Here is a 20,308-nt window from a genome sequence, read left to right as displayed (position 1 = left end):
TCAAGCGAAGGTCTTGGCGAAGGCGTCGATTTCCGCCTTCAGCTTGGCGCGCAGATCGTCCGACAGCGCCTTCTCATTGCGGATGCCGTCGAGCACGTCCTTGCCGGCCGAGCGCATGTGGCTGAGCAGGCCATGCTCGAACTTGCCGACCTGATTGAGCGGCAGCTTGTCGAGATAGCCGTTGACGCCAGCGAAGATCACCGCGACCTGCTCTTCGGTCTTCAGCGGCGAGAACTGCGGCTGCTTGAGCAGCTCCGTCAGGCGCGAACCGCGGTTGAGCAGGCGCTGCGTGGCGGCGTCGAGGTCCGAGCCGAACTGCGCGAAGGCCGCCATTTCGCGGTACTGCGCGAGCTCGCCCTTGATCGAGCCGGCGACCTGCTTCATCGCCTTGATCTGCGCCGACGAGCCGACGCGCGACACCGACAGGCCGACATTCACCGCCGGACGGATGCCCTGGAAGAACAGGTTGGTCTCGAGAAAGATCTGGCCGTCGGTGATCGAGATGACGTTGGTCGGAATGTAGGCCGACACGTCGTTGGCCTGCGTCTCGATAATCGGCAGCGCGGTCAGCGAGCCGTTGCCGTTGTCGTCATTGAGCTTGGCGGCGCGCTCGAGCAGGCGCGAGTGCAGGTAGAAGACGTCGCCCGGATAGGCCTCGCGGCCCGGCGGGCGGCGCAGCAAGAGCGACATCTGGCGATAGGCGACGGCCTGCTTCGACAGATCGTCATAGCTGATGAGGGCATGCATGCCGTTGTCGCGGAAATACTCGCCCATGGTGCAGCCGGCGAACGGCGCCAGGAACTGCATCGGCGCCGGGTCGGACGCTGTGGCGGCGATGATGATGGAGTAGTCGAGCGCGCCGCGCTCCTCCAGCACCTTAACGAACTGCGCGACGGTCGAGCGCTTCTGGCCGACGGCGACGTAGACGCAGTAGAGCTTCTCCTTCTCCGGGCCGTTGTCGTGCACCGACTTCTGGTTCAGCATCGTGTCGAGGATGATGGCGGTCTTGCCGGTCTGGCGGTCGCCGATGACCAGCTCGCGCTGGCCGCGTCCGACCGGGATCAGCGCGTCGATGGCCTTGAGGCCGGTCGACATCGGCTCATGCACCGACTTGCGCGGGATGATGCCGGGCGCCTTGACGTCGACGCGCTTGCGCTCGGTCGCCTGGATCGGGCCCTTGCCGTCGATCGGGTTGCCGAGCGCGTCGACGACGCGGCCGAGCAGGCCCGGACCGACCGGAACGTCAACGATAGCGCCGGTGCGCTTGACGGTGTCGCCTTCCTTGATGTCGCGGTCGTTGCCGAAGATGACGACGCCGACATTGTCGGCTTCGAGGTTCAGCGCCATGCCGCGGATGCCGCCCGGGAACTCGACCATTTCGCCGGCCTGGACATTGTCGAGGCCGTAGACGCGGGCGATGCCGTCACCGACGGACAGAACCTGACCGACTTCGGAGACCTCGGCCTCCTTGCCGAAATTCTTGATCTGGTCTTTCAGAATTGCGGAAATTTCCGCGGCGCGGATGTCCATCAGCCGACCTCTTTCAGTGCAAGCTTGAGCGAATTGAGTTTGGTTTTGAGCGACGTATCGATCTGGCGCGAGCCCATCTTGACGATCAGGCCGCCTAGCAGCGACGGATCGACGGTCATGGCGATGGCCACATCCTTGCCGGCGATGCTCTTCAGCGTCGCCTTCAGTTCAGTCTGCTGCGCGGCCGTCAGCGCATGCGCCGAGGTGACCTCGGCGGAAGCCTCGCCGCGATGGTCGGCGGCGATCTGGCGGAACGCCTTGATCATGCCGGGCACCGCGAACAGGCGACGGTTCCTGGCGACGACGCGCAGGAAATTGGCAACGAGACCGGTAATGCCTGCCTTGTCGGCGATGGCGGCGATGGCCTTGGCCTGGTCCTCGCTGGAGAACACCGGGCTGTCGATCAGCCGCTTGAGATCGTCGCTGCTGTTGAGCATCGCCTCGAAGCTGGCGAGGTCGGCCTCGACCTTGGCGACCGAATTGTCCTGCAGAGCAAGCTCGAACAGCGAGCCTGCGTAGCGTTCTGCGACAGCTGAGATTGGCGATGACGATTGGGCCACGGACCGTCTTTTCTCTTGTCTGACAGGCCGCAGATTGTTGGCGCGAGCGAGAACTCTGGCTAAATCTTTGACCTTACTGCATTTTTCCAAGCACGGAGGCGCGGCTTCCGCTATCCCCGGTCGAAAGTCGATTGCCGTCTAGCACAGGCTTTTTAAGACCGCAATGCATCGTCCGGCATGGTTTTCAGGCACTTTTGTCGCATCAGGCGGCAGAGTCCAGCGGAAGTGCTGGATTCATGGCACAAAGCCGAAGGCGAAGGCGAGGGGCAGGGCCGCAAGCGCCAGCTCGACAACGATCGAAACCCAGTTGAACGGCGTGTTGGCGCCATCCGACATCATCGACAGCAGGCGGCCGAAAGCGGTGAAGAGCCACGAGAAGCCCAGCGCCATGTAGAGCAGCGGCTGCGCAAGCAGGATGCAGCACAGGCTGACCCCGAGATAGAAGCCCGACATGCGGCCGCGCCCTTCGGCGATCGCCGCCGCTTTCTCTGGCCTGGACTGCAGCCGCAGCACGCGAAAGGCAAGCCCCGGCGCCAGGAACAGGAAGAGGCCGAGCGCCAGAGTCACGACGGCGCTCGACCAGGCCAGCCATTCGCCCTGGCTCACGGGCCACGGAAACGCGAAATCCATAAAGTCCCCCTCATATTTCTTGCTCTGAAACACCGGCATTCTAGCGGGGGAATGAAAGCGCGCCAGAGCATGGCCGGCACATTAGGAATCGCGCATCAGGAGAGCGCGAAGTCGACCGCGGCCTCGGCATGGATGCGTGTGGTGTCGAACACCGGAATGTCGAAATCGCCCTGGCCGATCAGCATGGTGATCTCGGTGCAACCCATGATGACGCCGTCCACCTGGTCGGCGCGCCGCATCCGGCCGATCTCATCGAGATAGGCGGATTTCGATTCGGGCCTGACGATGCCCTGGCAGAGCTCGTCATAGATCACCTTGTGCACCATCTCGCGGCCAGCCTGATCGGGCACGATCGGCTGCAAGCCGTATCTGTCGGCGAGCCGACCCTTGTAGAAATCCTGCTCCATGGTGAAGCGCGTCGCCAGCAGCGCCGGCCGCTTCACGCCGGCCTTGACGACGGCGCGACCGGTTGCGTCGGCGATGTGAATGAGCGGGATCAAGATGGCCGCCTGCGCCGCGTCGGCGAGCTTATGCATGGTGTTGGTGCAGATCACCAGGCCATCCGCGCCGCCCGCCTCCAGCTTGCGCGCGGCCTCCACCAAAAGCGCGCCGGCGCCTTCCCAGTCGCCCGCATGCTGCCGTTCGGCGATCTCGGCGAAATCGAACGACCACAACAACAGCTTTGCCGAATGCAGCCCGCCCAGGCGCTCGCGCACGATCTCGTTGAGCAGTCGATAGTAGATCGCCGTCGATTCCCAGCTCATGCCGCCGATCAGGCCGAGGGTTTTCATCTGGACTTGCTCCTTTCCTGTGCAATCTCTATATTGTGACCACATGAGACTACAAGGGAGATCGCCTTGAAAACCGTCCATCTTCGGGAAGCTAAGGCAGGGCTCTCGGCGCTCGTCGAGGCCGCGGGAAATGGTGAGCCTACTACCATCACAAGGCATGGCAAAGCGATTGCCATGGTTGTTCCGATTGATGAGGGGCGAAAGCTTTATCCGCAGGGCGGTCAAAAAGCCTTTGTCGACTTCTTGCTTCAGTACCCTGGCGGTATCGAATTCGAGCGGAACGAATCGCCGTCACGGGACGTCGAATTTTGAGCGGTTACTTACTCGATACGTCGTTCCTGTCGGCCTTCGCGCCTGACCGTCCCCGACTTCCCTCACATATGCTGACCTGGATTGATGAACAGCGGGAGCGCGGCTCCTGGCACATCTCGTCCATCGTCGTTCTTGAGCTGGAAAAAGGCATCGCAAAACTGCAGCGATCGGGCGCAAGTTCGAAGGCGGCACGTATCGGCGACTGGTTCGAACGGCTGCTGACGGAATTCGATCAACGCATTCTGCCGGTAGACGTCACAATCGCAAGAGATGCCGGCAAGCTGGAAGATGCCGCGATCGCCAAAGGCTTTAATCCTGGCTTGGCGGACGTCGTGATCGCCTCTACAGCCCGTGTGAACGGCATGTCTGTCTTAACCGCCAATGTCCGGCATTTCGCAATTCTCGATGTGCCCTACTTGAACCCGTTTGCCGAGGGCGGCGCGGCATAATCTCGCAATCTCAGAGGAAGCTCTGCGGGTCGATGTCGACTTGCACGCGCACCGAGCCGCGCAGCTTCGGGCCCTCCGCCAGCATGGTGCGGATGAAGCCCTGCATGTCGGAGCGCCGCTCGCCCTGGACAAGCAAGCGAAAGCGATGCCGTCCGCCGATCAGCGACAGCGGCGCTTCGGCTGGGCCGAGCACGAACAAGTCCGAAGCCTGCGGCGCCGCGCGCCGCAAGCCTCGTGCGTGGCTTTCGGCCTCGCCCCGCGTCGCCGCGCTCACAATGATGCCGGCGAGCCGGCCGAAGGGCGGCAGTCCCGCCCGCTCGCGCTCGGCGATCTCGCGCTCGTAAAAGGTTTCCGAATCGCCCGAGACGATCGCCCGCATCACCGGATGGTCGGGCTGGTAGGTCTGCAGGAGGCCGAGGCTCTTCTTGCCGGTGCGTCCGGCGCGCCCGGTCACCTGGCTGAGCAACTGGAAGGTGCGTTCCGCGGCGCGCGGATCGCCATTGGCCAGTCCCAGATCGGCGTCGACCACGCCGACCAGCGTCATGCCAGGAAAATTGTGGCCCTTGGCCACGAGTTGCGTCCCGATGACGATGTCGGCCTCGCCATTGGCGACGGCCTCCAGTTCCAGCCGCAGCCGGCGCACGCCGCCCAGGAGGTCAGAGGAAAGCACGATGGTGCGCGCGTCCGGGAAATGGGCGACCACTTCCTCGGCGATTCGCTCGACGCCGGGGCCGCAGGCCACCAGATGGTCGAGCGCGCCGCATTCCGGACAGGCCTCCGGCCGCCGTTCATTATGGCCGCAGTGATGGCAGACGAGCTGGCCGCGAAAGCGATGCTCGACCAGCCAGGCTGAGCAGACCGGGCAGCCGAAGCGGTGGCCGCAGACGCGGCAGAGCGTCAGCGGCGCATAGCCGCGCCGGTTGAGGAAGAGCAGCGACTGTTCCTTCCTCTCCAGCGTGCGCTGCATCTGCTCCAGCAGCACCGGCGAGAGGAAGCCGCCGCGCGCCGGCGGCGAACGCCGCATGTCGATCGACTTCAGGTCAGGGAGCGCGGCTTCCGCGAAACGCGACGACAACACGGCCCGATCGTAGCGACCCTGGCTGGCATTGACCCGGCTTTCGACCGACGGCGTGGCCGAGGCGAGCACCACGGGAAAGCCGCCGATATGGCCGCGCACCACCGCCATGTCGCGCGCATTGTAGAAGACGCGGTCCTCCTGCTTGTAGGCGGGGTCGTGCTCCTCGTCGACGACGATCAGGCCGAGTTCCTTGAACGGCAGGAACAGCGCCGAGCGCGCGCCGGCGACGACGCGCACGCCGCCTTCGGCAACCTGGCGCCAGACGCGTTCGCGCATCCTGGGCGGCAGGTCGGAATGCCACTCCGCCGGCTTGGCGCCGAACCGGTCCTGAAAACGTTCGAGGAAGGCATGCGTCAGTGCGATCTCCGGCAGCAGGATCAGCACCTGTTTGCCCTTGTCGAGGGCTGCCGCCACCGCTTCGAAATAGACTTCCGTCTTGCCCGACCCGGTGACGCCATCGAGCAGGGTGACGTTGAAGGCATCGGCCGCAATTGCCGCGCGCAGCTTGTCCGCCGCAGCTTCCTGGTCCGGCATCAATTCCGGCACGGCGTGAGAGGGGTCGGGCGCCGCCACCACCGGACGCGGCGGGATCATCACCGTCTCGAAAACGCCCTGCGCCCTCAGACCGTCGATCACGGTCGAGGAAACGCCCGCGGCATGCGCCAGCCCTGAGCGTGTCCAGGCTAGTCCGCCCTCGGCCGTCTCCAGCACGCGTCGCCGCGCGTCCGTCAGCCGGTCGGGCTCGGCCAGCGTGCGCTGCAATCCCTCGATCCAGGGCTCCGGGTCGAAAGCCTCCGGCGCCCTGAGCAGCATGCGCGCCACCATGCCCGGCGCCGACAATGTGTAATGCGCGATCCAGTCGACGAAACGGCGCATTGCCTTGTCGATCGGCGGACAATCGAAGACCTCCTCGATCGGCCGCAATTTCTTCGCGTCGACCGTCTCGACCGCGCCATCCCAGACGATGCCCGCGACCTGGCGCGGCCCGAGCGGCACGCGCACGATCGAGCCCGGCACCACGCGCATGCCCGGCGGCACGGCATAGGTGTAAGGCCGTTCGGCCGGCATCGGCACCAGCACCGGCGCGGCCGCGACAAAGGGCGAATCTTCGATCATCAGGCGTGACCTTGCCCTGACTTTGGTCTAGATCAAAGGGGACCCTCTCATCTGCCTGGCGCCCGCCGGGCAATCCCCAAGGAGACAGCCATGAAGTTTTTTGTCGACACCGCTGACATCAAGGAAATTAAGGAGCTGCACGATCTGGGGCTTCTGGACGGCGTCACCACCAACCCGTCGCTGATTCTGAAATCGGGCGGCAAGATCGCCGAAGTCACCAAGCAGATCTGCGACATCGTCGAAGGCCCGGTCTCGGCCGAGGTCGTCGCGACCGAATTCAAGCAGATGATGGCCGAGGCCGAGGTGCTGGCCAAGATCGCGCCGAATGTCTGCATCAAGGTGCCGCTGACGCTGGATGGCCTGAAGGCCTGCAAGACGATCCGCACCGAGATGAAGCGCATGGTCAACGTCACCCTCTGCTTCTCGGCCAACCAGGCGCTGCTCGCCGCCAAGGCCGGCGCCTCCTTCATCTCGCCCTTCGTCGGCCGCATCGACGACACCGGCTCGGACGGCATGGAGCTGATCTCGGAAATCCGCACCATCTACGACAATTACGATTTCAAGACCGAGATCCTGACCGCCTCGGTGCGCACGGTGAACCATGTCAAGCAGGCTGCGCTCATCGGCGCCGATGTCGTCACCGCGCCGCCGGCGACGCTGAAGGCGCTGGTCAACCACCCGCTGACCGACAAAGGCCTCGCCGCCTTCCTCGCCGACTGGGCCAAGACCGGCCAGAAGATCGGCTGAAGCCGGCATCTCGTCAGACCAAAAAAGGCCGGGCGACCGGCCTTTTTTATTTCAAACGGTGCGAAGGCGTGCCGAGATTCAGGTCAGGCTGAGCCGAGAACGGTGGTTTTCGAGAACCGGAGCGGAGCGTACTGAAGTACGTGAGCACCGGAAGCGGAGAAAACCGCCGTTCGCAGGCCGGCCTCACCTGAATATCGGTACGGCTCTAGGCTTTCTTGCCGTGCTTGGCCAAATCCTGGGCAATGGAAAGCCGCAGCAGATCGGCCAACTCACGCGCGGCGCGGTTCTCGGCGTCGATCTGTGCCCGATAGGCCGCGAATTCCTGGCGCGGCCGGTCGAAGGACGACGGGATCGAGCGCTTGCCGACGGCAATCACAGTGTTGGTCGCGGTGTCCCTGAGCACGTAGTTGGCGGTCAGCGTGACCGTGCCCGCCGTCGGCTCGTCTTCCTGGGTCTGCACCTGCACGATGGCCGCCGATTCGACCAACTCGCTGACGCCGAGATCGAGCGTGTAGACCGGCGAGGCCGGCTCGCCCGAGCCTTGCCCGAAAGCGAAGATCAGATTGTTGCGCACCTGCTGCGCGTAACGGGTGTTGACCGGCTTGATCGAAATCGAGGCAAGCTCGGCGGAGGCGCTGAGCTGCGATCCGGGCGACAGCGGCTGGTTGGAATAGAGCGGCCGCACCGTGCAGGCCGAGACCAGCGCAAGCGCGGCGGCCATGCCGCAGACCGCCAGGCGGCCACGCAGGCGGGCCGCTTGTGACTTCACCGGATCAGGCAACGACATTGACGATCCTCTGCGGCACGATGATCACCTTGCGCGGAGCCTTACCTTCCAGTGCTTTTTGCACGAAGTCGAGAGCCAGCACCGCTTTTTCGACGGCACCTTGATCCGCGTCGCGGGCAATTGTCAAATCCCCGCGCTTCTTGCCGTTGACCTGCACCGGCAGCACGATCTCGTTGTCGACGACCAGCGCCGGATCGTAGACCGGCCACGGCCGCTCGGCGACCATCTCGGTCCCGCCCAGCGCCTCCCAGCATTCCTCCGCCAGATGCGGCATGACCGGCGCGATGATGTGCACCAGGATCTCCACCGCCTCCCGGCAGGCGCCCTTCAGCGCGGCGTCGGCCTTGCCTTCGGCGACGTCGTTGAGCGGGCTCGCCAGCGCATTGGCAAGCTCGTAGATGCGGGCGATCGCGCGGTTGAAGCCGAGCTTCTCGATGTCCTCGCCGACCGCCTTCAGGATCTTGTGCGCGGCCTTGGACACGGCGCCCGCATCGCCATCCTTCGCCGCTGCCGGCTTCACACCGGGCAGAGATTCGGCGGCGATCTGTACCAGTCGCCAGATGCGCTGCACGAAACGGTGCGCGCCGGCCGCGCCATCGTCGGTCCACTCGACGTCGCGCTCCGGCGGCGAGTCCGACAGCATGAACCAGCGCGCCGTGTCGGCGCCGTAGCCGTCGGTGATCTCTTCCGGGCTCACCGTATTCTTCTTCGACTTCGACATCTTCTCGAGCGCGCCGATCGTCGCCTCCTCGCCGGTGGCGATCTCAAAGGCGAGGCGCTTGCCGCCGACATCCTCGAGCCTGACCTCGCTCGGCGACAGCCAGCGCCCGTTGTTGGACGGGCCGCCGACGCGGTAGGTCTCGTGCACCACCATGCCTTGCGTGAACAGGCCCTTGAACGGCTCGGCGAGATTGAGGTGACCGGTCTCGCGCATGGCGCGGGTGAAGAAGCGCGAATAAAGCAGGTGCAGGATCGCGTGCTCGATGCCGCCGATATACTGGTCGACAGCCAGCCATTCGTCGGCCGCCTTCGGTTCGGTCGGCTCGTTCGCCCAGGGCGCGGTGAAGCGCGCGAAATACCACGACGAATCGACGAACGTGTCCATCGTGTCGGTCTCGCGCCGCGCGTCGCGGCCGCATTGCGGGCACTTCACATGTCGCCAGGTCGGGTGACGGTCGAGCGGATTGCCCGGGCGATCGAACTCGATGTCGTCGGGCAGCTTCACCGGCAGGTCGGCCTTCGGCACCGGCACCACGCCGCAGGCCTCGCAGTGGATCATCGGGATCGGGCAGCCCCAATAGCGCTGGCGCGAGATGCCCCAGTCGCGCAGGCGGAAATTCACCTTGCGCTCCGCCATGGGCCGGCCGCCGATCGTCTTTGCCTCCAGCAGCTTCGCCACTTCGTTGAAGGCCTTTTCCGGCTTCATGCCGTCCAGGAAGCGCGAATTGATCATCACGCCGTCGTCGACATAGGCCTCCTCGATGACCTGGAAGGTCTTGGCGTCGCCGTCTTCCGGCATCACCACCGGGATCACCGGCAGGCCGTATTTGTTGGCGAAGTCGAGGTCGCGCTGGTCGCCCGACGGGCAGCCGAAAATGGCGCCGGTGCCGTATTCCATCAGCACGAAATTGGCGACATAGACCGGCAGGGTCCAGGTCTCGTCGAACGGGTGGACGACGCGGATGCCGGTGTCGAAACCCTTCTTCTCGGCCGTCTCCAGCGCCGCCACCGAGGTGCCCATATGGCGGACCTCCTCGATGAACTTCGCCAGCTCGACATTTTCCTCGGCGGCTTTCCGCGCCAGCGGGTGGTCGGCGGCGACCGCCATGAAGGAAGCGCCGAAGATGGTGTCGGGCCTTGTCGTGTAGACTTCCAGCTCATGCGCGTCGCCAACCGGCTTTGCCAGCGGCCAGCGGATCAGCAGGCCTTCGGAGCGGCCGATCCAGTTGTGCTGCATCAGCTTGACCTTCTCCGGCCACTCCTCGAGCAGGTTGAGCGAATCCAGCAGATCCTGCGCGAAGTCGGTGATCTTGAAGAACCACTGCGTCAGCTCGCGCTGCTCGACCAACGCGCCCGAGCGCCAGCCGCGGCCGTCGATGACCTGCTCGTTGGCGAGCACCGTCATGTCCTCCGGGTCCCAGTTGACCTTGGAGGATTTGCGCGTCACCAGCCCCTTTTCGACGAAGTCGAGGAACAGCATCTGCTGGCGGTGATAGTAGTCGACGTCGCAGGTCGCGAACTCGCGCGCCCAGTCGAGCGACAGGCCCATCATCTTGAGCTGCTCGCGCATCACCGCGATGTTTTCGTAGGTCCAGTCCTTGGGATGGACCCTGTTCTGCATGGCGGCGTTTTCGGCCGGCATGCCGAAGGCGTCCCAACCCATCGGATGCAGCACGTTGAAGCCCTTGGCACGCTTGTAGCGCGCCACCACGTCGCCCATCGTATAGTTGCGGGTATGGCCGATATGGATCTTGCCCGACGGATAGGGGAACATCTCGAGCACGTAGTATTTCGGCTTCGGATCGTCGTTCCTTGCCTCGAACAGCTTCTTTTCGGCCCAGGCCTTCTGCCATTTGGGCTCTGACGTGCGCGGATTGTAACGTTCGGTTGCCATCGGATGTTTTTCACTTAAAAGCGGATACGCGGCGCCCGGAAAAGACCGGCAGCCGAGACAATGTCGTCGCGGTGTTCACCATGGATTGCCGGACCCGTCAACTGCGGCGAGCCGGCCCGGCCATGAAAACTATAGGCAGGATAGCGGCATGACGAACGCCGTAGAGCAGCTTCACGCGGTCAAGGCGAAGATAGCGAGCGCCGAACGCGAGGCAAGGCGCGAGCCCGGGACTGTGACGCTGGTGGCGGTGTCAAAGACCTTCGCGGCCGAAGACATTCGCCCCGTGATCGAGGCCGGCCAGCGCGTGTTCGGCGAGAACCGCGTGCAGGAGGCACAGGGCAAATGGCCGGCGCTTAAGGAGGCATTTCCCGATCTCGAGCTGCATCTGATCGGCCCGCTCCAGTCCAACAAAGCCAAGGAAGCGGTCGCGCTTTTCGATGTCATCGAGACGGTCGACCGCGAGAAGATCGCCGTCGAGCTTTCGAAGGAAATGGCCAGGCAGGGCCGGACGCCAAGACTCTATGTCCAGGTCAACACCGGCTCCGAGCCGCAAAAGGCGGGCATCGAGCCGCGCGAGGCGGTCGCCTTCGTCAAGCGCTGCCGCGACGCTCATGGCTTGGCCATCGAAGGCCTGATGTGCATCCCCCCGGCCGATGAAAACCCCGGCCCGCACTTCGCGCTGCTGGAGCAGCTCGCTCGCGAGGCCGGTGTCGAAAAACTGTCGATGGGCATGTCCGGCGATTACGAGACCGCGATCGCCTTCGGCGCGACCAGCGTCCGGGTGGGCTCGGCGATCTTCGGCAGCCGGTGAGCGCCCCGTTGCGCTCGTAACGATCTCGTTACCGATCGGCCAATCGAACGATAACGCTTGCACCAGCGCTTGAAACGAAACGGGCCGTTCCTATTTGCTTGTGGTCACTCACTCCTTCTCTCGGGGAATCCCAACCATGCGCTACAACCAGCTCGGCAATACCGGCCTTTTCGTTTCCGAACTCTGCCTCGGCACCATGACCTTCGGCGCCGCCGGCGAAAATGCCCAATGGGGGCTGATCGCCAGTCTCGACCAGAAGGCCGTCAACGAGATCGTCGCCCGCTCGATCGCCGCCGGCGTGAATTTCTTCGACACCGCTGACGTCTATTCCTTCGGCCAGTCCGAGCAGTTGCTGGGACAGTCGCTCAAGGACCTCGGCATCAAGCGTTCGGACGTTGTCATCGCCACCAAGGTGCATGGCGCCATGGGCAACGGCCCGAACGAGCGCGGCTCCTCTCGCGGCCACATCATGGATTCGGTCGACGCCAGCCTGGAGCGGCTGCAGCTCGATCATATCGATCTCTACCAGCTGCATGGCACCGACACGGCGACGCCGATCGACGAGACGCTGCGCGCGCTCGACGATCTCGTCGCCAGCGGCAAGGTGCGCTATGTCGGCGTCTCCAACTGGCAGGCCTGGCGCATCGCCAAGGCGCTGGGCATTGCCGAGCGCAAGGGCTTCGCCCGCTTCGAGACCATTCAGTCCTATTACTCGATCGCTGGCCGCGATCTCGAGCGCGAGATCGTGCCTTTGATCAATGAAGAGAAGCTCGGCCTGATGGTCTGGTCGCCGATGGCCGGCGGACTGCTCTCCGGCAAATACGGTCCCGGCGCTCCCGGCAATGGCGAGGGCCGCCGCGCCTCCTTCAACTTCCCGCCCGTCAACGAAGACCGCGCCTGGGCGGCGGTTGCCGTCATGCGCGAAGTGGCGAAGAAGCATGACGTCAGCGTTGCCACGGTGGCGCTGGGCTACGTGTTGGCAAAACCTTTCGTGATGAGCGTCATCATCGGCGCCAGCCGCATGGACCAGCTCGAGCAGAACCTGGCCGCCACCGGTCTGAAGCTCGACGCCGACGACTTCGCCCGGCTCGACGAGGTGAGCGCGCTGCCCGCCGAATATCCCGGCTGGATGTTGGAGCGGCAAAGCGCCGGCCGGCGTCCGGCGCCTTTCGTGCCGAAAGCCTGATCCGTCTTCAAATAGGCTGACTTTTTCGGGAGCCGCGCTGTCTAAGCGCGGCTCTTCCGTTTCAGAGGCGGACAGTCTCCGCGAGAAAGTCGAGAAATGCCCGCACCCTTGCCGGCAGGTACTTGCCCTGGCCGACATAGACGGCGTGCGTCGGCTCCTCGTCGCCGGGATTGAATTCCTCCAGCAGCGGCACGAGCCGCCCTGCGGCGATGTCGGGCTCGACATGCCAGCGCGCCAGTCTTGCGATGCCCACTCCGGCCAATGTCGTGAGCCGCATCGCCTCGCCATCGGTCAGCGACATATTCCCGACGATCGGCACGATGATCGATTTGCCAGCGGCATCAAGGAAAGGCCAGCCGTCGATATGCCTGGCAAAGCCAAAGGCCAGCATGTTGTGGCGGGCGAGGTCTGGCAATGCGCGCGGCGTGCCGCGTGCGTCGAGATAGGCAGGCGACGCGACCAGCACCATCCGGCTCTGGCCGAGCTTGCGCGCAACCAGCCGTGACTCGCGCAGCGGCCCGGCGCGGATGGCGACATCGGCGCGCTCTTCCAACAAGTCGATGACACTATCGGTCAGCACGGCTTCGACGAAAATCTCGGGATAGCGCTCCAGGAAACGCGGCAGCAGCGCCATCAGCCGATGCTGGCCGAATGGCACATAGGAATTGACCCTCAGCCTGCCACGCGGCGCCGCGCCCGCCGCGGCTTCGCGTTCCGCCGCATCGAGATCGGCAAGGATGCGCAGGCCGCTGTCATGGAAGGCCACGCCTTCCGGCGTCAGCTGCAGCTTGCGTGTCGAGCGGCTGACCAGCCGCGCGCCGAGCCGTGCCTCCAGCCGCGCGATCAGCTTGCTCACCGCCGACGGCGTCATCCGCAGCGCCCGCGCCGCGGCGGAAAAACTGCCCGTCTCGGCGACACGGACGAACACTTCGATCTCGCCGGAGCGGTTGATGTCGGGTCTCGCCATTCGTGAATCTATTTCACAGAAAATATGCCTGATGCAAGGCTGGTTCACAGCTCGACGGATCACGATCTTTCGCGTCGGGGCGCGGGACTTTGGGCGTCCTTCAGCACCAAACGGATCCTGCCATGCCTCTTGCACTCTATGCCCTCACCGCCGGCGCCTTCGGCATCGGCGTCACCGAATTCGTCATCATGGGCCTGCTGCTCGATGTCAGCGCCGATCTCGGCGTCTCGATCTCGGCTGCGGGCCTGCTCATTTCCGGCTACGCGCTGGGTGTCGTCGTCGGCGCGCCGCTGCTTGGCGCCTTGACCGGCCGCCTGCCGCGCAAGACCTTGCTGCTTGCGCTGATGGTGGTCTTCACCGTCGGCAACCTCGCCTGTGCGCTGGCGCCCGACTACTGGACGCTGATGGCGGCGCGTGTGCTCACCGCCTTCGCCCACGCCTCCTTCTTCGGCGTCGGCTCCGTCGTCGCCACCAGCCTGGTCGCGCCCAACAGGAAGGCCTCGGCCATCGCGCTGATGTTCACCGGCCTCACCGTCGCCAACATCCTCGGCGTGCCCTTCGGCACCTGGCTCGGCCAGGCCTATGGCTGGCGCTCCACCTTCCTCGCCGTCGCGCTGGTCGGCGTCATCGCCTTTGCCGTGATTGCGCTGCTCGTGCCGCGCGACGAACCGGCCGCAGCAGACGAGGAGGAAAGCTCCGAAGGCACGCTCGCCGTGCTCGGCCGCCGGGCGGTGCTGCTCGGCCTTCTCACCACGGTGCTAAGCTGGGTCGGCGTCTTTGCCGCCTTCACCTATCTGGCGCCGATCCTGACCCGCGTTACCGGCTTTTCCGAGGGAGCCGTCTCGCCGATCCTGCTCGTCTTCGGCGGCGGGCTGGTCGCCGGCAACCTGCTTGGCGGACGCCTCGCCGACCGGCACCTTGTGCCGACGGTCGTCGGCACTCTGGTCGCGCTGTCGGCGGTGCTGTTCGTCATGACCGCGGCGATCCATCAGCCGGTCACGGCGATCATTGCCGTGGGCCTGCTGGGTGCCGCCGCCTTCGCCACCGTCGCGCCGCTGCAAATGTGGGTGCTGGAGAAGGCCAAGGGCGCCGGCCAAGGCCTGGCCTCCTCCTTCAACATCGCCGCCTTCAATCTCGGCAACGCCATTGGCGCGTGGCTCGGCGGCTTCGTCATCGATCACGGCCCAGGCCTCGGCGCCGTCCCCCTCGTCGCCGGCCTGGTGCCGATCGCCGCGCTCGGCGTGGTGCTCATGGCGCTGCGTCTCGAACGCGGCAGCGCGATCGGCAAGCCGGTCACGGCGCAGTGCTGAGCGCTGATCCCTTCGACATTCAATCAGGAGAAAAAAGATGGACTATCGACCTCTCGGCGCCTCCGGCCTGAAGGTGCCGGCGCTTTCCTTCGGCGCCGGAACCTTTGGCGGCTCCGGCCCGCTCTTCGGCCATTGGGGCAACAGCGGCGCGCAGGAGGCGCGCCGGCTGGTCGACATCTGCCTGGAGGCTGGCGTCAATCTTTTCGACACGGCCGATGTCTATTCGAACGGCGCCTCGGAGGAGGTGCTTGGCGAGGCGATCAAGGGCCGCCGTGACGCGGTGCTGATCTCAACCAAGACGTCGCTGCCGATGGGCGACGGCCCGGCCGACTGGGGCTCGTCGCGCTCGCGGCTGATCCGCTCCGTCGACGCGGCGCTGAAGCGTCTCGGCACCGACTACATCGATCTTTTACAGCTCCATGCCTTCGACGCCTCGACACCGATCGAGGAAGTGCTGTCGACGCTGGACGACCTCGTGCGCTCCGGCAGGCTGCGCTATGTCGGGGTCTCCAACTTTTCCGGCTGGCAGGTGATGAAATCGCTCGGCCTGGCCGACAAACACGGCTACCCGCGTTACGTCGCGCATCAGGTCTATTACTCGCTGGTCGGCCGCGACTATGAGTGGGAGCTGATGCCGCTCGGCCTCGACCAGGGCGTCGGCGCTTTGGTGTGGAGCCCGCTCGGCTGGGGCCGCCTGACCGGCAAGATCCGCCGCGGCCAGCCCTTGCCGGAAAAGAGCCGGCTGCACGGCACCGCCGATTTCGGCCCGCCGGTCGAGGACGAGCTTCTTTTCAAGGTGGTCGATGCGCTGGAAGTGGTCGCGGCCGAGACCGGCAAGACCGTGCCGCAGGTGGCCATCAACTGGCTCCTGCGGCGGCCGACCGTGTCATCGGTGATCATCGGCGCGCGCAACGAAGAGCAGCTCCGCCAGAACCTTGGCGCTGTCGGCTGGGCATTGACGCCCGAGCAGATCAAGGCGCTTGACGACGCGAGCGCGGTGACGGCGCCCTACCCGTACTTCCCCTATCGCCGCCAGGAAGGCTTCGCCCGGCTCAACCCGCCGGCGGTGTGAGTGCCAGCGTTGAAGCTGCCCCTCAGAGCGAGCGTGAACGCTCGAGATTATCCGCAGCCCTCTGAACTTCGTCACCCACGGGCGAAGCAGCCGCAAAGCGACGCAGCGCAGACCCGTGGATGACGAAGCGGGGAGCGTTTCCGCCTAACGCTCGACGTCCAGGACCCTCTGCGCCGCTCAGTGCAATACGAACTCCCCATCCACCTTCCGCCACTCATTCGGCGCGATCAGCTTGTGGTGCGTATACGTCACCGAATGCAGCGGCCCGTCGAGCTTGGTCTTCCAGAATTCGATGAAGCGGATCAGCACCGGGAATTGCGGTGCTATGTCGTAATCCTGCCAGACGAAGCTTTGCAGCAGGTGCGGATGGTCCGGGTAGTGGTAAAGGATCTTGGCCGTGGTCAGCCCATATCCCCTGAGCATCAGGTCCATTTCGGAATTGTCGCGCATTGCGTTTCCTTGGTTGATTCTCCTTCCTCCCAACGCCGAATTGTGCGCACGGTTGCTTAACTGTCTATGGTTTTTTGCGCGGTCCCTAAAAATTTTTCTCATTAAAACAGGCGGTTAGCAGCCGCCAAGCGGGAGTGCTAATAGCCTTGAGCGCTTGACCCTGCGTCATCCCGCCGCGCGAATCCAACGTCTAATATTGCCGTCGCCGCGGAACTGTTAATAATGCCCGCGAATTCGCGGCCGCTTCGCCGCGATGCCGCTGGCGGCTCAAGCCGGCGGAGTGGTTTGGGAGGAAAGCAGGAAATGTCCGACATGCATGTCCACCGCGTCCAGCCGGCGTGGAAGAAGAACGCGTTGATCGACAACGATACCTACCTCAAATGGTATGCCGACAGCGTGAAGAATCCGGATAAGTTCTGGGGCAAGCACGGCAAGCGCATCGACTGGTTCAAGCCTTTCACGAAGGTCAAGAACACCTCGTTCGATGGCAAGGTCTCGATCAAGTGGTTCGAGGACGGCCAGACCAACGTCTCCTACAACTGCATCGACCGGCACCTGAAGAAGCGCGGCAACCAGACCGCCATCATCTGGGAAGGCGACAATCCCTACGACGACAGGAAGATCACCTACAACGAGCTTTACGAACATGTGTGCCGGCTCGCCAACGTGATGAAGAAGCACGGCGTCAAGAAGGGCGACCGCGTCACCATCTACATGCCGATGATCCCGGAAGCGGCCTATGCGATGCTCGCCTGCACCCGCATCGGCGCCATCCATTCGATCGTCTTCGGCGGCTTTTCGCCGGACGCGCTCGCCGGCCGCATCGTCGACTGCGAATCGACCTTCGTCATCACCGCCGATGAGGGCCTGCGCGGCGGCAAGACCATTCCGCTGAAGGACAATGCCGACAAGGCGATCGACATCGCCGCCAGGAACTTCGTGATGGTCAACAAGGTCGTGGTCGTGCGCCGCACCGGCGGCAAGGTCGGCTGGGCCCCCGGTCGCGACGTCTGGTACCATGACGAAGTCGCTTCGGTGAAGGCGGACTGCAAGCCGGAGAAGATGAAGGCCGAGGATCCGCTCTTCATCCTCTACACCTCCGGCTCGACCGGCAAGCCGAAGGGCGTCCTGCACACCACCGCCGGCTATCTCGTCTATGCCTCGATGACGCACCAATATGTCTTCGACTACCATGACGGCGACGTCTACTGGTGCACCGCCGATGTCGGCTGGGTGACGGGCCACAGCTATATCGTCTACGGACCTCTGGCCAACGGTGCCACCACGCTGATGTTCGAGGGCGTGCCGAACTATCCCTCCCAGGCGCGCTTCTGGCAGGTCATCGACAAGCACAAGGTCAACATCTTCTACACCGCGCCGACGGCGCTGCGCGCCCTGATGGGCGCCGGCGACGGCCATGTGAAGAAGACCTCGCGCAAGTCGCTGCGCGTTCTGGGGTCGGTCGGCGAGCCGATCAACCCGGAAGCCTGGGAGTGGTATTTCAACGTCGTCGGCAACGGCAAGGTGCCGATCGTCGACACCTGGTGGCAGACCGAGACCGGCGGCATCCTGATCACGCCGCTGCCCGGCGCCACCGACCTGAAGGCCGGTTCCGCCACGCGGCCCTTCTTCGGCGTTCAGCCGCAGCTGGTCGACGGCGAGGGCAAGGTGCTGGAAGGCGCCACCGACGGCAATCTCTGCATAACCGATTCCTGGCCGGGCCAGATGCGCACCGTCTATGGCGACCACGAGCGGTTCGTGCAGACCTATTTCTCGACCTACAAGGGCAAGTACTTCACCGGCGACGGCTGCCGCCGCGACGAAGACGGCTATTACTGGATCACCGGCCGCGTCGACGACGTCATCAACGTCTCCGGCCACCGCATGGGCACGGCCGAGGTCGAGTCGGCGCTGGTCAGCCACGACAAGGTTTCCGAGGCTGCGGTCGTCGGCTATCCGCACGATATCAAGGGGCAGGGAATCTACTGCTACGTCACGCTGATGGCCGGCGAGACGGGCAGCGACGACCTGCGCAAGGAACTCGTCGCCCATGTCCGCAAGGAGATCGGCGCCATCGCCACGCCGGACAAGATCCAGTTCGCGCCCGGCCTGCCCAAGACCCGTTCCGGCAAGATCATGCGCCGCATCCTGCGCAAGATCGCCGAGGACGATTTCGGTTCGCTGGGCGATACCTCGACGCTTGCCGATCCGGCCGTGGTCGACGACCTCGTCGCCAACCGCCAGAACAAGAAAGCGTAACGCTTGAGCCGACTTGCTCGGCCTCACGATTCACGTTGGTAACTGCTTGAAACGACTCGACAAAAATCGGGATCGGAGTCACGACTCCAAGGGTGCCCTGATTCGGGGGCGCACCCAATAGCGCCGAGGCTGCAACCTCGGCGCTATGTCGAAACCGGTTGCGGATTCGATGGTTGAGCAGTGTTGGCCACTCAGCGTCTGCATTCAAGCAGAAGCCTTCCCTGTCGTCCAGCGGAAACGTGACCTCAGAAAGAAGGTTGAACTGCAATGACATCCAAAATTCGCATACTCTGCGTCAACAAGACGGACCGCTATGATCCCCACGACAGGATCAAAAACATCGGCGGCCTGAATGGCGACGGAACCCGATGGAAACTCACCCAGCCTGACGCGATCATTGGGATCGAACAGGGGAAGTGGGCCTTCTATGTTTCAGTGAACGGGCAGTCTGTCGACGTCGTCGTCGCCGTAAGCAGATTCGGACACAAATATCTGAAGACCACTTCAGACGGCGAGCAGCCCAACAATCTTCTGTCGCTACCGGAGTGTCCCTGAGTAGATTAAGTAGGCGGTGGTTTCGAACCTCCGCCTACTTTTTTGAAAGAGTCGTTTGCGATGGCTGTTCTTGGTTCCGTCACTGAGCTCTGGCGCTATCCGGCGAGCTCGCTCGCCGGCGAGCGGCTCAATGCCATTGCCGTCGGCACGACGACTGTCGATGGCGACCGGCTGTTTGGACTGGTCGATGCTTCCGACGGCGAGATCGCAAGGCCAGACCGCGAAACAAAGTGGCACAAAGTGCCGCTTATTCGCACCCGGCTGAGCGGGGCCCCGATGAGCAGGCAATGGCGCCTGGAAGTCGCCGTGCCCGGCGGCGGCTGGCTGCCGGCGCCCAACCCGGAAAGCGACCGCGCGATTTCAGCCTTCCTCGGCTTCGCGGCCTCCATCCGTCCGTTCGGCGCCGAGAACGCGGCGCCCTTCTATGCCGGGCCGCTGACCGCAGCCCGCTATGCCAAGGCGCCGATCCATCTGCTCACCACTGCCTCGCTGGCCCGCCTGAAGGCGCTGCATCCGGAGGGCGCGCCCGATCCGCGCCGCTTCCGGCCCAACATCGTCGTCAACATGGCGCCTGTCGAAGGCGCCTTCCCGGAAACGGAATGGATTGGCAGGAAGCTCGCCGTCGGCGATCTCGAGCTCACCGTCTCCGAGCCCTGCCGCCGCTGCGGCTTCACCATCATCGCCCAGGACGGGTTCGACACCGACCCCGGCATCCTGCGCAATCTGGTGCGCCATAACGCCCACAATCTCGGCGTCTACTGCACCGTCGACCGGCCGGCGCGGATCGAGATCGGCGCGCCGATGCGCTTCCTCTGATCCGCCCCTTGTCTTTTGCTGCAACGCACCCCATCATTGGGGTGTGTTCAACAAACCGAAAGGAGGTGATCCGATGTCGAGTGATTTCGTTTTCCATAACGTGAGCTCAGCGGATTGCACTTCCGGGAAGCAGTCTTCCCGTTAAGGCGCGAGACGCGCGGCAGGTAGCCCGAAGGGGCTGCCGCCAGGAGCCGCGTCATGGACGGAAACACGGAAGGCCGCCGGCTTCGTCAAGGAGCGGCGGCCTTTTCCGTTTGAAGCATGTCTT

The 20,308-nt window shown here is 64.3% G+C and carries 19 protein-coding genes; 10 read left to right on the top strand and 9 right to left on the bottom strand.

Going from position 1 to position 20,308, the window contains the following annotated elements; genetic code table 11:
- The 4 genes from atpA to E5X34_RS19295 form a co-directional block, all read right to left on the bottom strand.
- Entirely contained in the window at window positions 1-1,530 is a 1,530-nt protein-coding gene (gene atpA / locus E5X34_RS19310) for a F0F1 ATP synthase subunit alpha (RefSeq protein WP_292567909.1), read from the bottom strand.
- Window positions 1,530-2,090: a F0F1 ATP synthase subunit delta gene (locus E5X34_RS19305; RefSeq protein ID WP_292567907.1), complete on the bottom strand. Its 561-nt coding sequence runs from the start codon at window positions 2,088-2,090 to the stop codon at window positions 1,530-1,532. Before E5X34_RS19305 ends, atpA begins: the two co-directional genes overlap by 1 nt.
- Before the next feature lie 234 nt (window positions 2,091-2,324).
- Complete coding sequence (locus E5X34_RS19300; protein WP_292567905.1) at window positions 2,325-2,720, bottom strand: DUF4345 family protein; 396 nt, start codon at window positions 2,718-2,720, stop codon at window positions 2,325-2,327.
- Between the two features lie 95 nt (window positions 2,721-2,815).
- The gene (locus tag E5X34_RS19295) at window positions 2,816-3,511 is read right to left on the bottom strand and encodes an aspartate/glutamate racemase family protein (protein WP_292567902.1); all 696 of its coding nucleotides are present in this window, start codon (window positions 3,509-3,511) and stop codon (window positions 2,816-2,818) included.
- A 66-nt stretch (window positions 3,512-3,577) separates the two neighbouring features.
- Here E5X34_RS19295 and E5X34_RS19290 point away from each other — a divergent pair, with 66 nt between their 5' ends.
- Both E5X34_RS19290 and E5X34_RS19285 read left to right on the top strand, forming a co-directional pair.
- Complete coding sequence (locus E5X34_RS19290) at window positions 3,578-3,823, top strand: type II toxin-antitoxin system Phd/YefM family antitoxin (RefSeq protein WP_292567900.1); 246 nt, start codon at window positions 3,578-3,580, stop codon at window positions 3,821-3,823.
- Window positions 3,820-4,272, top strand: coding sequence for a type II toxin-antitoxin system VapC family toxin (locus tag E5X34_RS19285; protein WP_292567898.1), 453 nt, complete (start codon window positions 3,820-3,822; stop codon window positions 4,270-4,272). Before E5X34_RS19290 ends, E5X34_RS19285 begins: the two co-directional genes overlap by 4 nt.
- 10 nt (window positions 4,273-4,282) lie before the next feature.
- On the opposite strand, the gene E5X34_RS19280 is transcribed toward E5X34_RS19285, so the two are convergent.
- Entirely contained in the window at window positions 4,283-6,466 is a 2,184-nt protein-coding gene (locus E5X34_RS19280; RefSeq protein ID WP_292567896.1) for a primosomal protein N', read from the bottom strand.
- Window positions 6,467-6,556: 90 nt separating this feature from the next.
- Here E5X34_RS19280 and fsa point away from each other — a divergent pair, with 90 nt between their 5' ends.
- A complete protein-coding gene (gene fsa, locus E5X34_RS19275) occupies window positions 6,557-7,213 on the top strand; it encodes a fructose-6-phosphate aldolase (protein WP_042645642.1) in 657 nt (218 codons plus the stop codon).
- 205 nt (window positions 7,214-7,418) lie between these two features.
- On the opposite strand, the gene lptE is transcribed toward fsa, so the two are convergent.
- Window positions 7,419-8,000 carry an LPS assembly lipoprotein LptE gene (gene lptE / locus E5X34_RS19270; protein WP_292567894.1) on the bottom strand — a complete coding sequence of 194 codons (582 nt, stop codon included), beginning with the start codon at window positions 7,998-8,000 and terminating at the stop codon, window positions 7,419-7,421.
- The gene (gene leuS, locus E5X34_RS19265; protein WP_292567892.1) at window positions 7,987-10,614 is read right to left on the bottom strand and encodes a leucine--tRNA ligase; all 2,628 of its coding nucleotides are present in this window, start codon (window positions 10,612-10,614) and stop codon (window positions 7,987-7,989) included. The genes lptE and leuS overlap by 14 nt, the downstream gene beginning before the upstream one ends.
- Window positions 10,615-10,762: 148 nt before the next feature.
- Between leuS and E5X34_RS19260 the strand changes: the two genes are divergently transcribed.
- Both E5X34_RS19260 and E5X34_RS19255 read left to right on the top strand, forming a co-directional pair.
- Entirely contained in the window at window positions 10,763-11,425 is a 663-nt protein-coding gene (locus tag E5X34_RS19260) for a YggS family pyridoxal phosphate-dependent enzyme (RefSeq protein WP_292567890.1), read from the top strand.
- Window positions 11,426-11,561: 136 nt separating this feature from the next.
- The gene (locus tag E5X34_RS19255) at window positions 11,562-12,611 is read left to right on the top strand and encodes an aldo/keto reductase (protein ID WP_292567888.1); all 1,050 of its coding nucleotides are present in this window, start codon (window positions 11,562-11,564) and stop codon (window positions 12,609-12,611) included.
- Between the two features lie 61 nt (window positions 12,612-12,672).
- On the opposite strand, the gene E5X34_RS19250 is transcribed toward E5X34_RS19255, so the two are convergent.
- Window positions 12,673-13,578 carry a LysR family transcriptional regulator gene (locus tag E5X34_RS19250; RefSeq protein WP_292567886.1) on the bottom strand — a complete coding sequence of 302 codons (906 nt, stop codon included), beginning with the start codon at window positions 13,576-13,578 and terminating at the stop codon, window positions 12,673-12,675.
- A gap of 122 nt (window positions 13,579-13,700) precedes the next feature.
- Here E5X34_RS19250 and E5X34_RS19245 point away from each other — a divergent pair, with 122 nt between their 5' ends.
- Window positions 13,701-14,888: an MFS transporter gene (locus E5X34_RS19245; protein WP_292567884.1), complete on the top strand. Its 1,188-nt coding sequence runs from the start codon at window positions 13,701-13,703 to the stop codon at window positions 14,886-14,888.
- Between the two features lie 37 nt (window positions 14,889-14,925).
- Entirely contained in the window at window positions 14,926-15,960 is a 1,035-nt protein-coding gene (locus E5X34_RS19240; protein ID WP_292567882.1) for an aldo/keto reductase, read from the top strand.
- A 177-nt stretch (window positions 15,961-16,137) separates the two neighbouring features.
- On the opposite strand, the gene E5X34_RS19235 is transcribed toward E5X34_RS19240, so the two are convergent.
- Window positions 16,138-16,410: an usg protein gene (locus E5X34_RS19235; RefSeq protein ID WP_292567880.1), complete on the bottom strand. Its 273-nt coding sequence runs from the start codon at window positions 16,408-16,410 to the stop codon at window positions 16,138-16,140.
- Window positions 16,411-16,713: 303 nt separating this feature from the next.
- Between E5X34_RS19235 and acs the strand changes: the two genes are divergently transcribed.
- The 3 genes from acs (at window position 16,714) to E5X34_RS19220 (ending at window position 20,040) form a co-directional block, all read left to right on the top strand.
- Window positions 16,714-18,669 carry an acetate--CoA ligase gene (gene acs, locus E5X34_RS19230; protein ID WP_292567878.1) on the top strand — a complete coding sequence of 652 codons (1,956 nt, stop codon included), beginning with the start codon at window positions 16,714-16,716 and terminating at the stop codon, window positions 18,667-18,669.
- 267 nt (window positions 18,670-18,936) lie between these two features.
- On the top strand, window positions 18,937-19,224 hold the full coding sequence (locus E5X34_RS19225) for a DUF3892 domain-containing protein (protein WP_292567876.1): 288 nt from the start codon (window positions 18,937-18,939) through the stop codon (window positions 19,222-19,224).
- 60 nt (window positions 19,225-19,284) lie between these two features.
- Complete coding sequence (locus E5X34_RS19220) at window positions 19,285-20,040, top strand: MOSC domain-containing protein (protein ID WP_292567874.1); 756 nt, start codon at window positions 19,285-19,287, stop codon at window positions 20,038-20,040.
- Window positions 20,041-20,308 lie beyond the last annotated feature (268 nt).

This window comes from Mesorhizobium sp., assembly GCF_004963255.1.
In the GTDB taxonomy this organism is placed as follows: Bacteria; Pseudomonadota; Alphaproteobacteria; order Rhizobiales; family Rhizobiaceae; genus Mesorhizobium.
This window is presented reverse-complemented; position numbering and strand designations above follow the sequence as displayed.

What these genes read in the sequence shown, in the direction of transcription:
- atpA (WP_292567909.1), bottom strand. Translation starts at nt 1,530, where the DNA reads ATGGACATCCGCGCCGCGGAAATTTCCGCAATTCTGAAAGACCAGATC.
- E5X34_RS19245 (WP_292567884.1), top strand. Translation starts at nt 13,701, where the DNA reads ATGCCTCTTGCACTCTATGCCCTCACCGCCGGCGCCTTCGGCATCGGC.
- E5X34_RS19235 (WP_292567880.1), bottom strand. Translation starts at nt 16,410, where the DNA reads ATGCGCGACAATTCCGAAATGGACCTGATGCTCAGGGGATATGGGCTG.
- fsa (WP_042645642.1), top strand. Translation starts at nt 6,557, where the DNA reads ATGAAGTTTTTTGTCGACACCGCTGACATCAAGGAAATTAAGGAGCTG.
- E5X34_RS19295 (WP_292567902.1), bottom strand. Translation starts at nt 3,511, where the DNA reads ATGAAAACCCTCGGCCTGATCGGCGGCATGAGCTGGGAATCGACGGCG.
- E5X34_RS19260 (WP_292567890.1), top strand. Translation starts at nt 10,763, where the DNA reads ATGACGAACGCCGTAGAGCAGCTTCACGCGGTCAAGGCGAAGATAGCG.
- E5X34_RS19300 (WP_292567905.1), bottom strand. Translation starts at nt 2,720, where the DNA reads ATGGATTTCGCGTTTCCGTGGCCCGTGAGCCAGGGCGAATGGCTGGCC.
- E5X34_RS19250 (WP_292567886.1), bottom strand. Translation starts at nt 13,578, where the DNA reads ATGGCGAGACCCGACATCAACCGCTCCGGCGAGATCGAAGTGTTCGTC.
- acs (WP_292567878.1), top strand. Translation starts at nt 16,714, where the DNA reads ATGTCCGACATGCATGTCCACCGCGTCCAGCCGGCGTGGAAGAAGAAC.
- lptE (WP_292567894.1), bottom strand. Translation starts at nt 8,000, where the DNA reads ATGTCGTTGCCTGATCCGGTGAAGTCACAAGCGGCCCGCCTGCGTGGC.
- E5X34_RS19280 (WP_292567896.1), bottom strand. Translation starts at nt 6,466, where the DNA reads ATGATCGAAGATTCGCCCTTTGTCGCGGCCGCGCCGGTGCTGGTGCCG.
- leuS (WP_292567892.1), bottom strand. Translation starts at nt 10,614, where the DNA reads ATGGCAACCGAACGTTACAATCCGCGCACGTCAGAGCCCAAATGGCAG.
- E5X34_RS19225 (WP_292567876.1), top strand. Translation starts at nt 18,937, where the DNA reads ATGACATCCAAAATTCGCATACTCTGCGTCAACAAGACGGACCGCTAT.
- E5X34_RS19240 (WP_292567882.1), top strand. Translation starts at nt 14,926, where the DNA reads ATGGACTATCGACCTCTCGGCGCCTCCGGCCTGAAGGTGCCGGCGCTT.
- E5X34_RS19255 (WP_292567888.1), top strand. Translation starts at nt 11,562, where the DNA reads ATGCGCTACAACCAGCTCGGCAATACCGGCCTTTTCGTTTCCGAACTC.
- E5X34_RS19220 (WP_292567874.1), top strand. Translation starts at nt 19,285, where the DNA reads ATGGCTGTTCTTGGTTCCGTCACTGAGCTCTGGCGCTATCCGGCGAGC.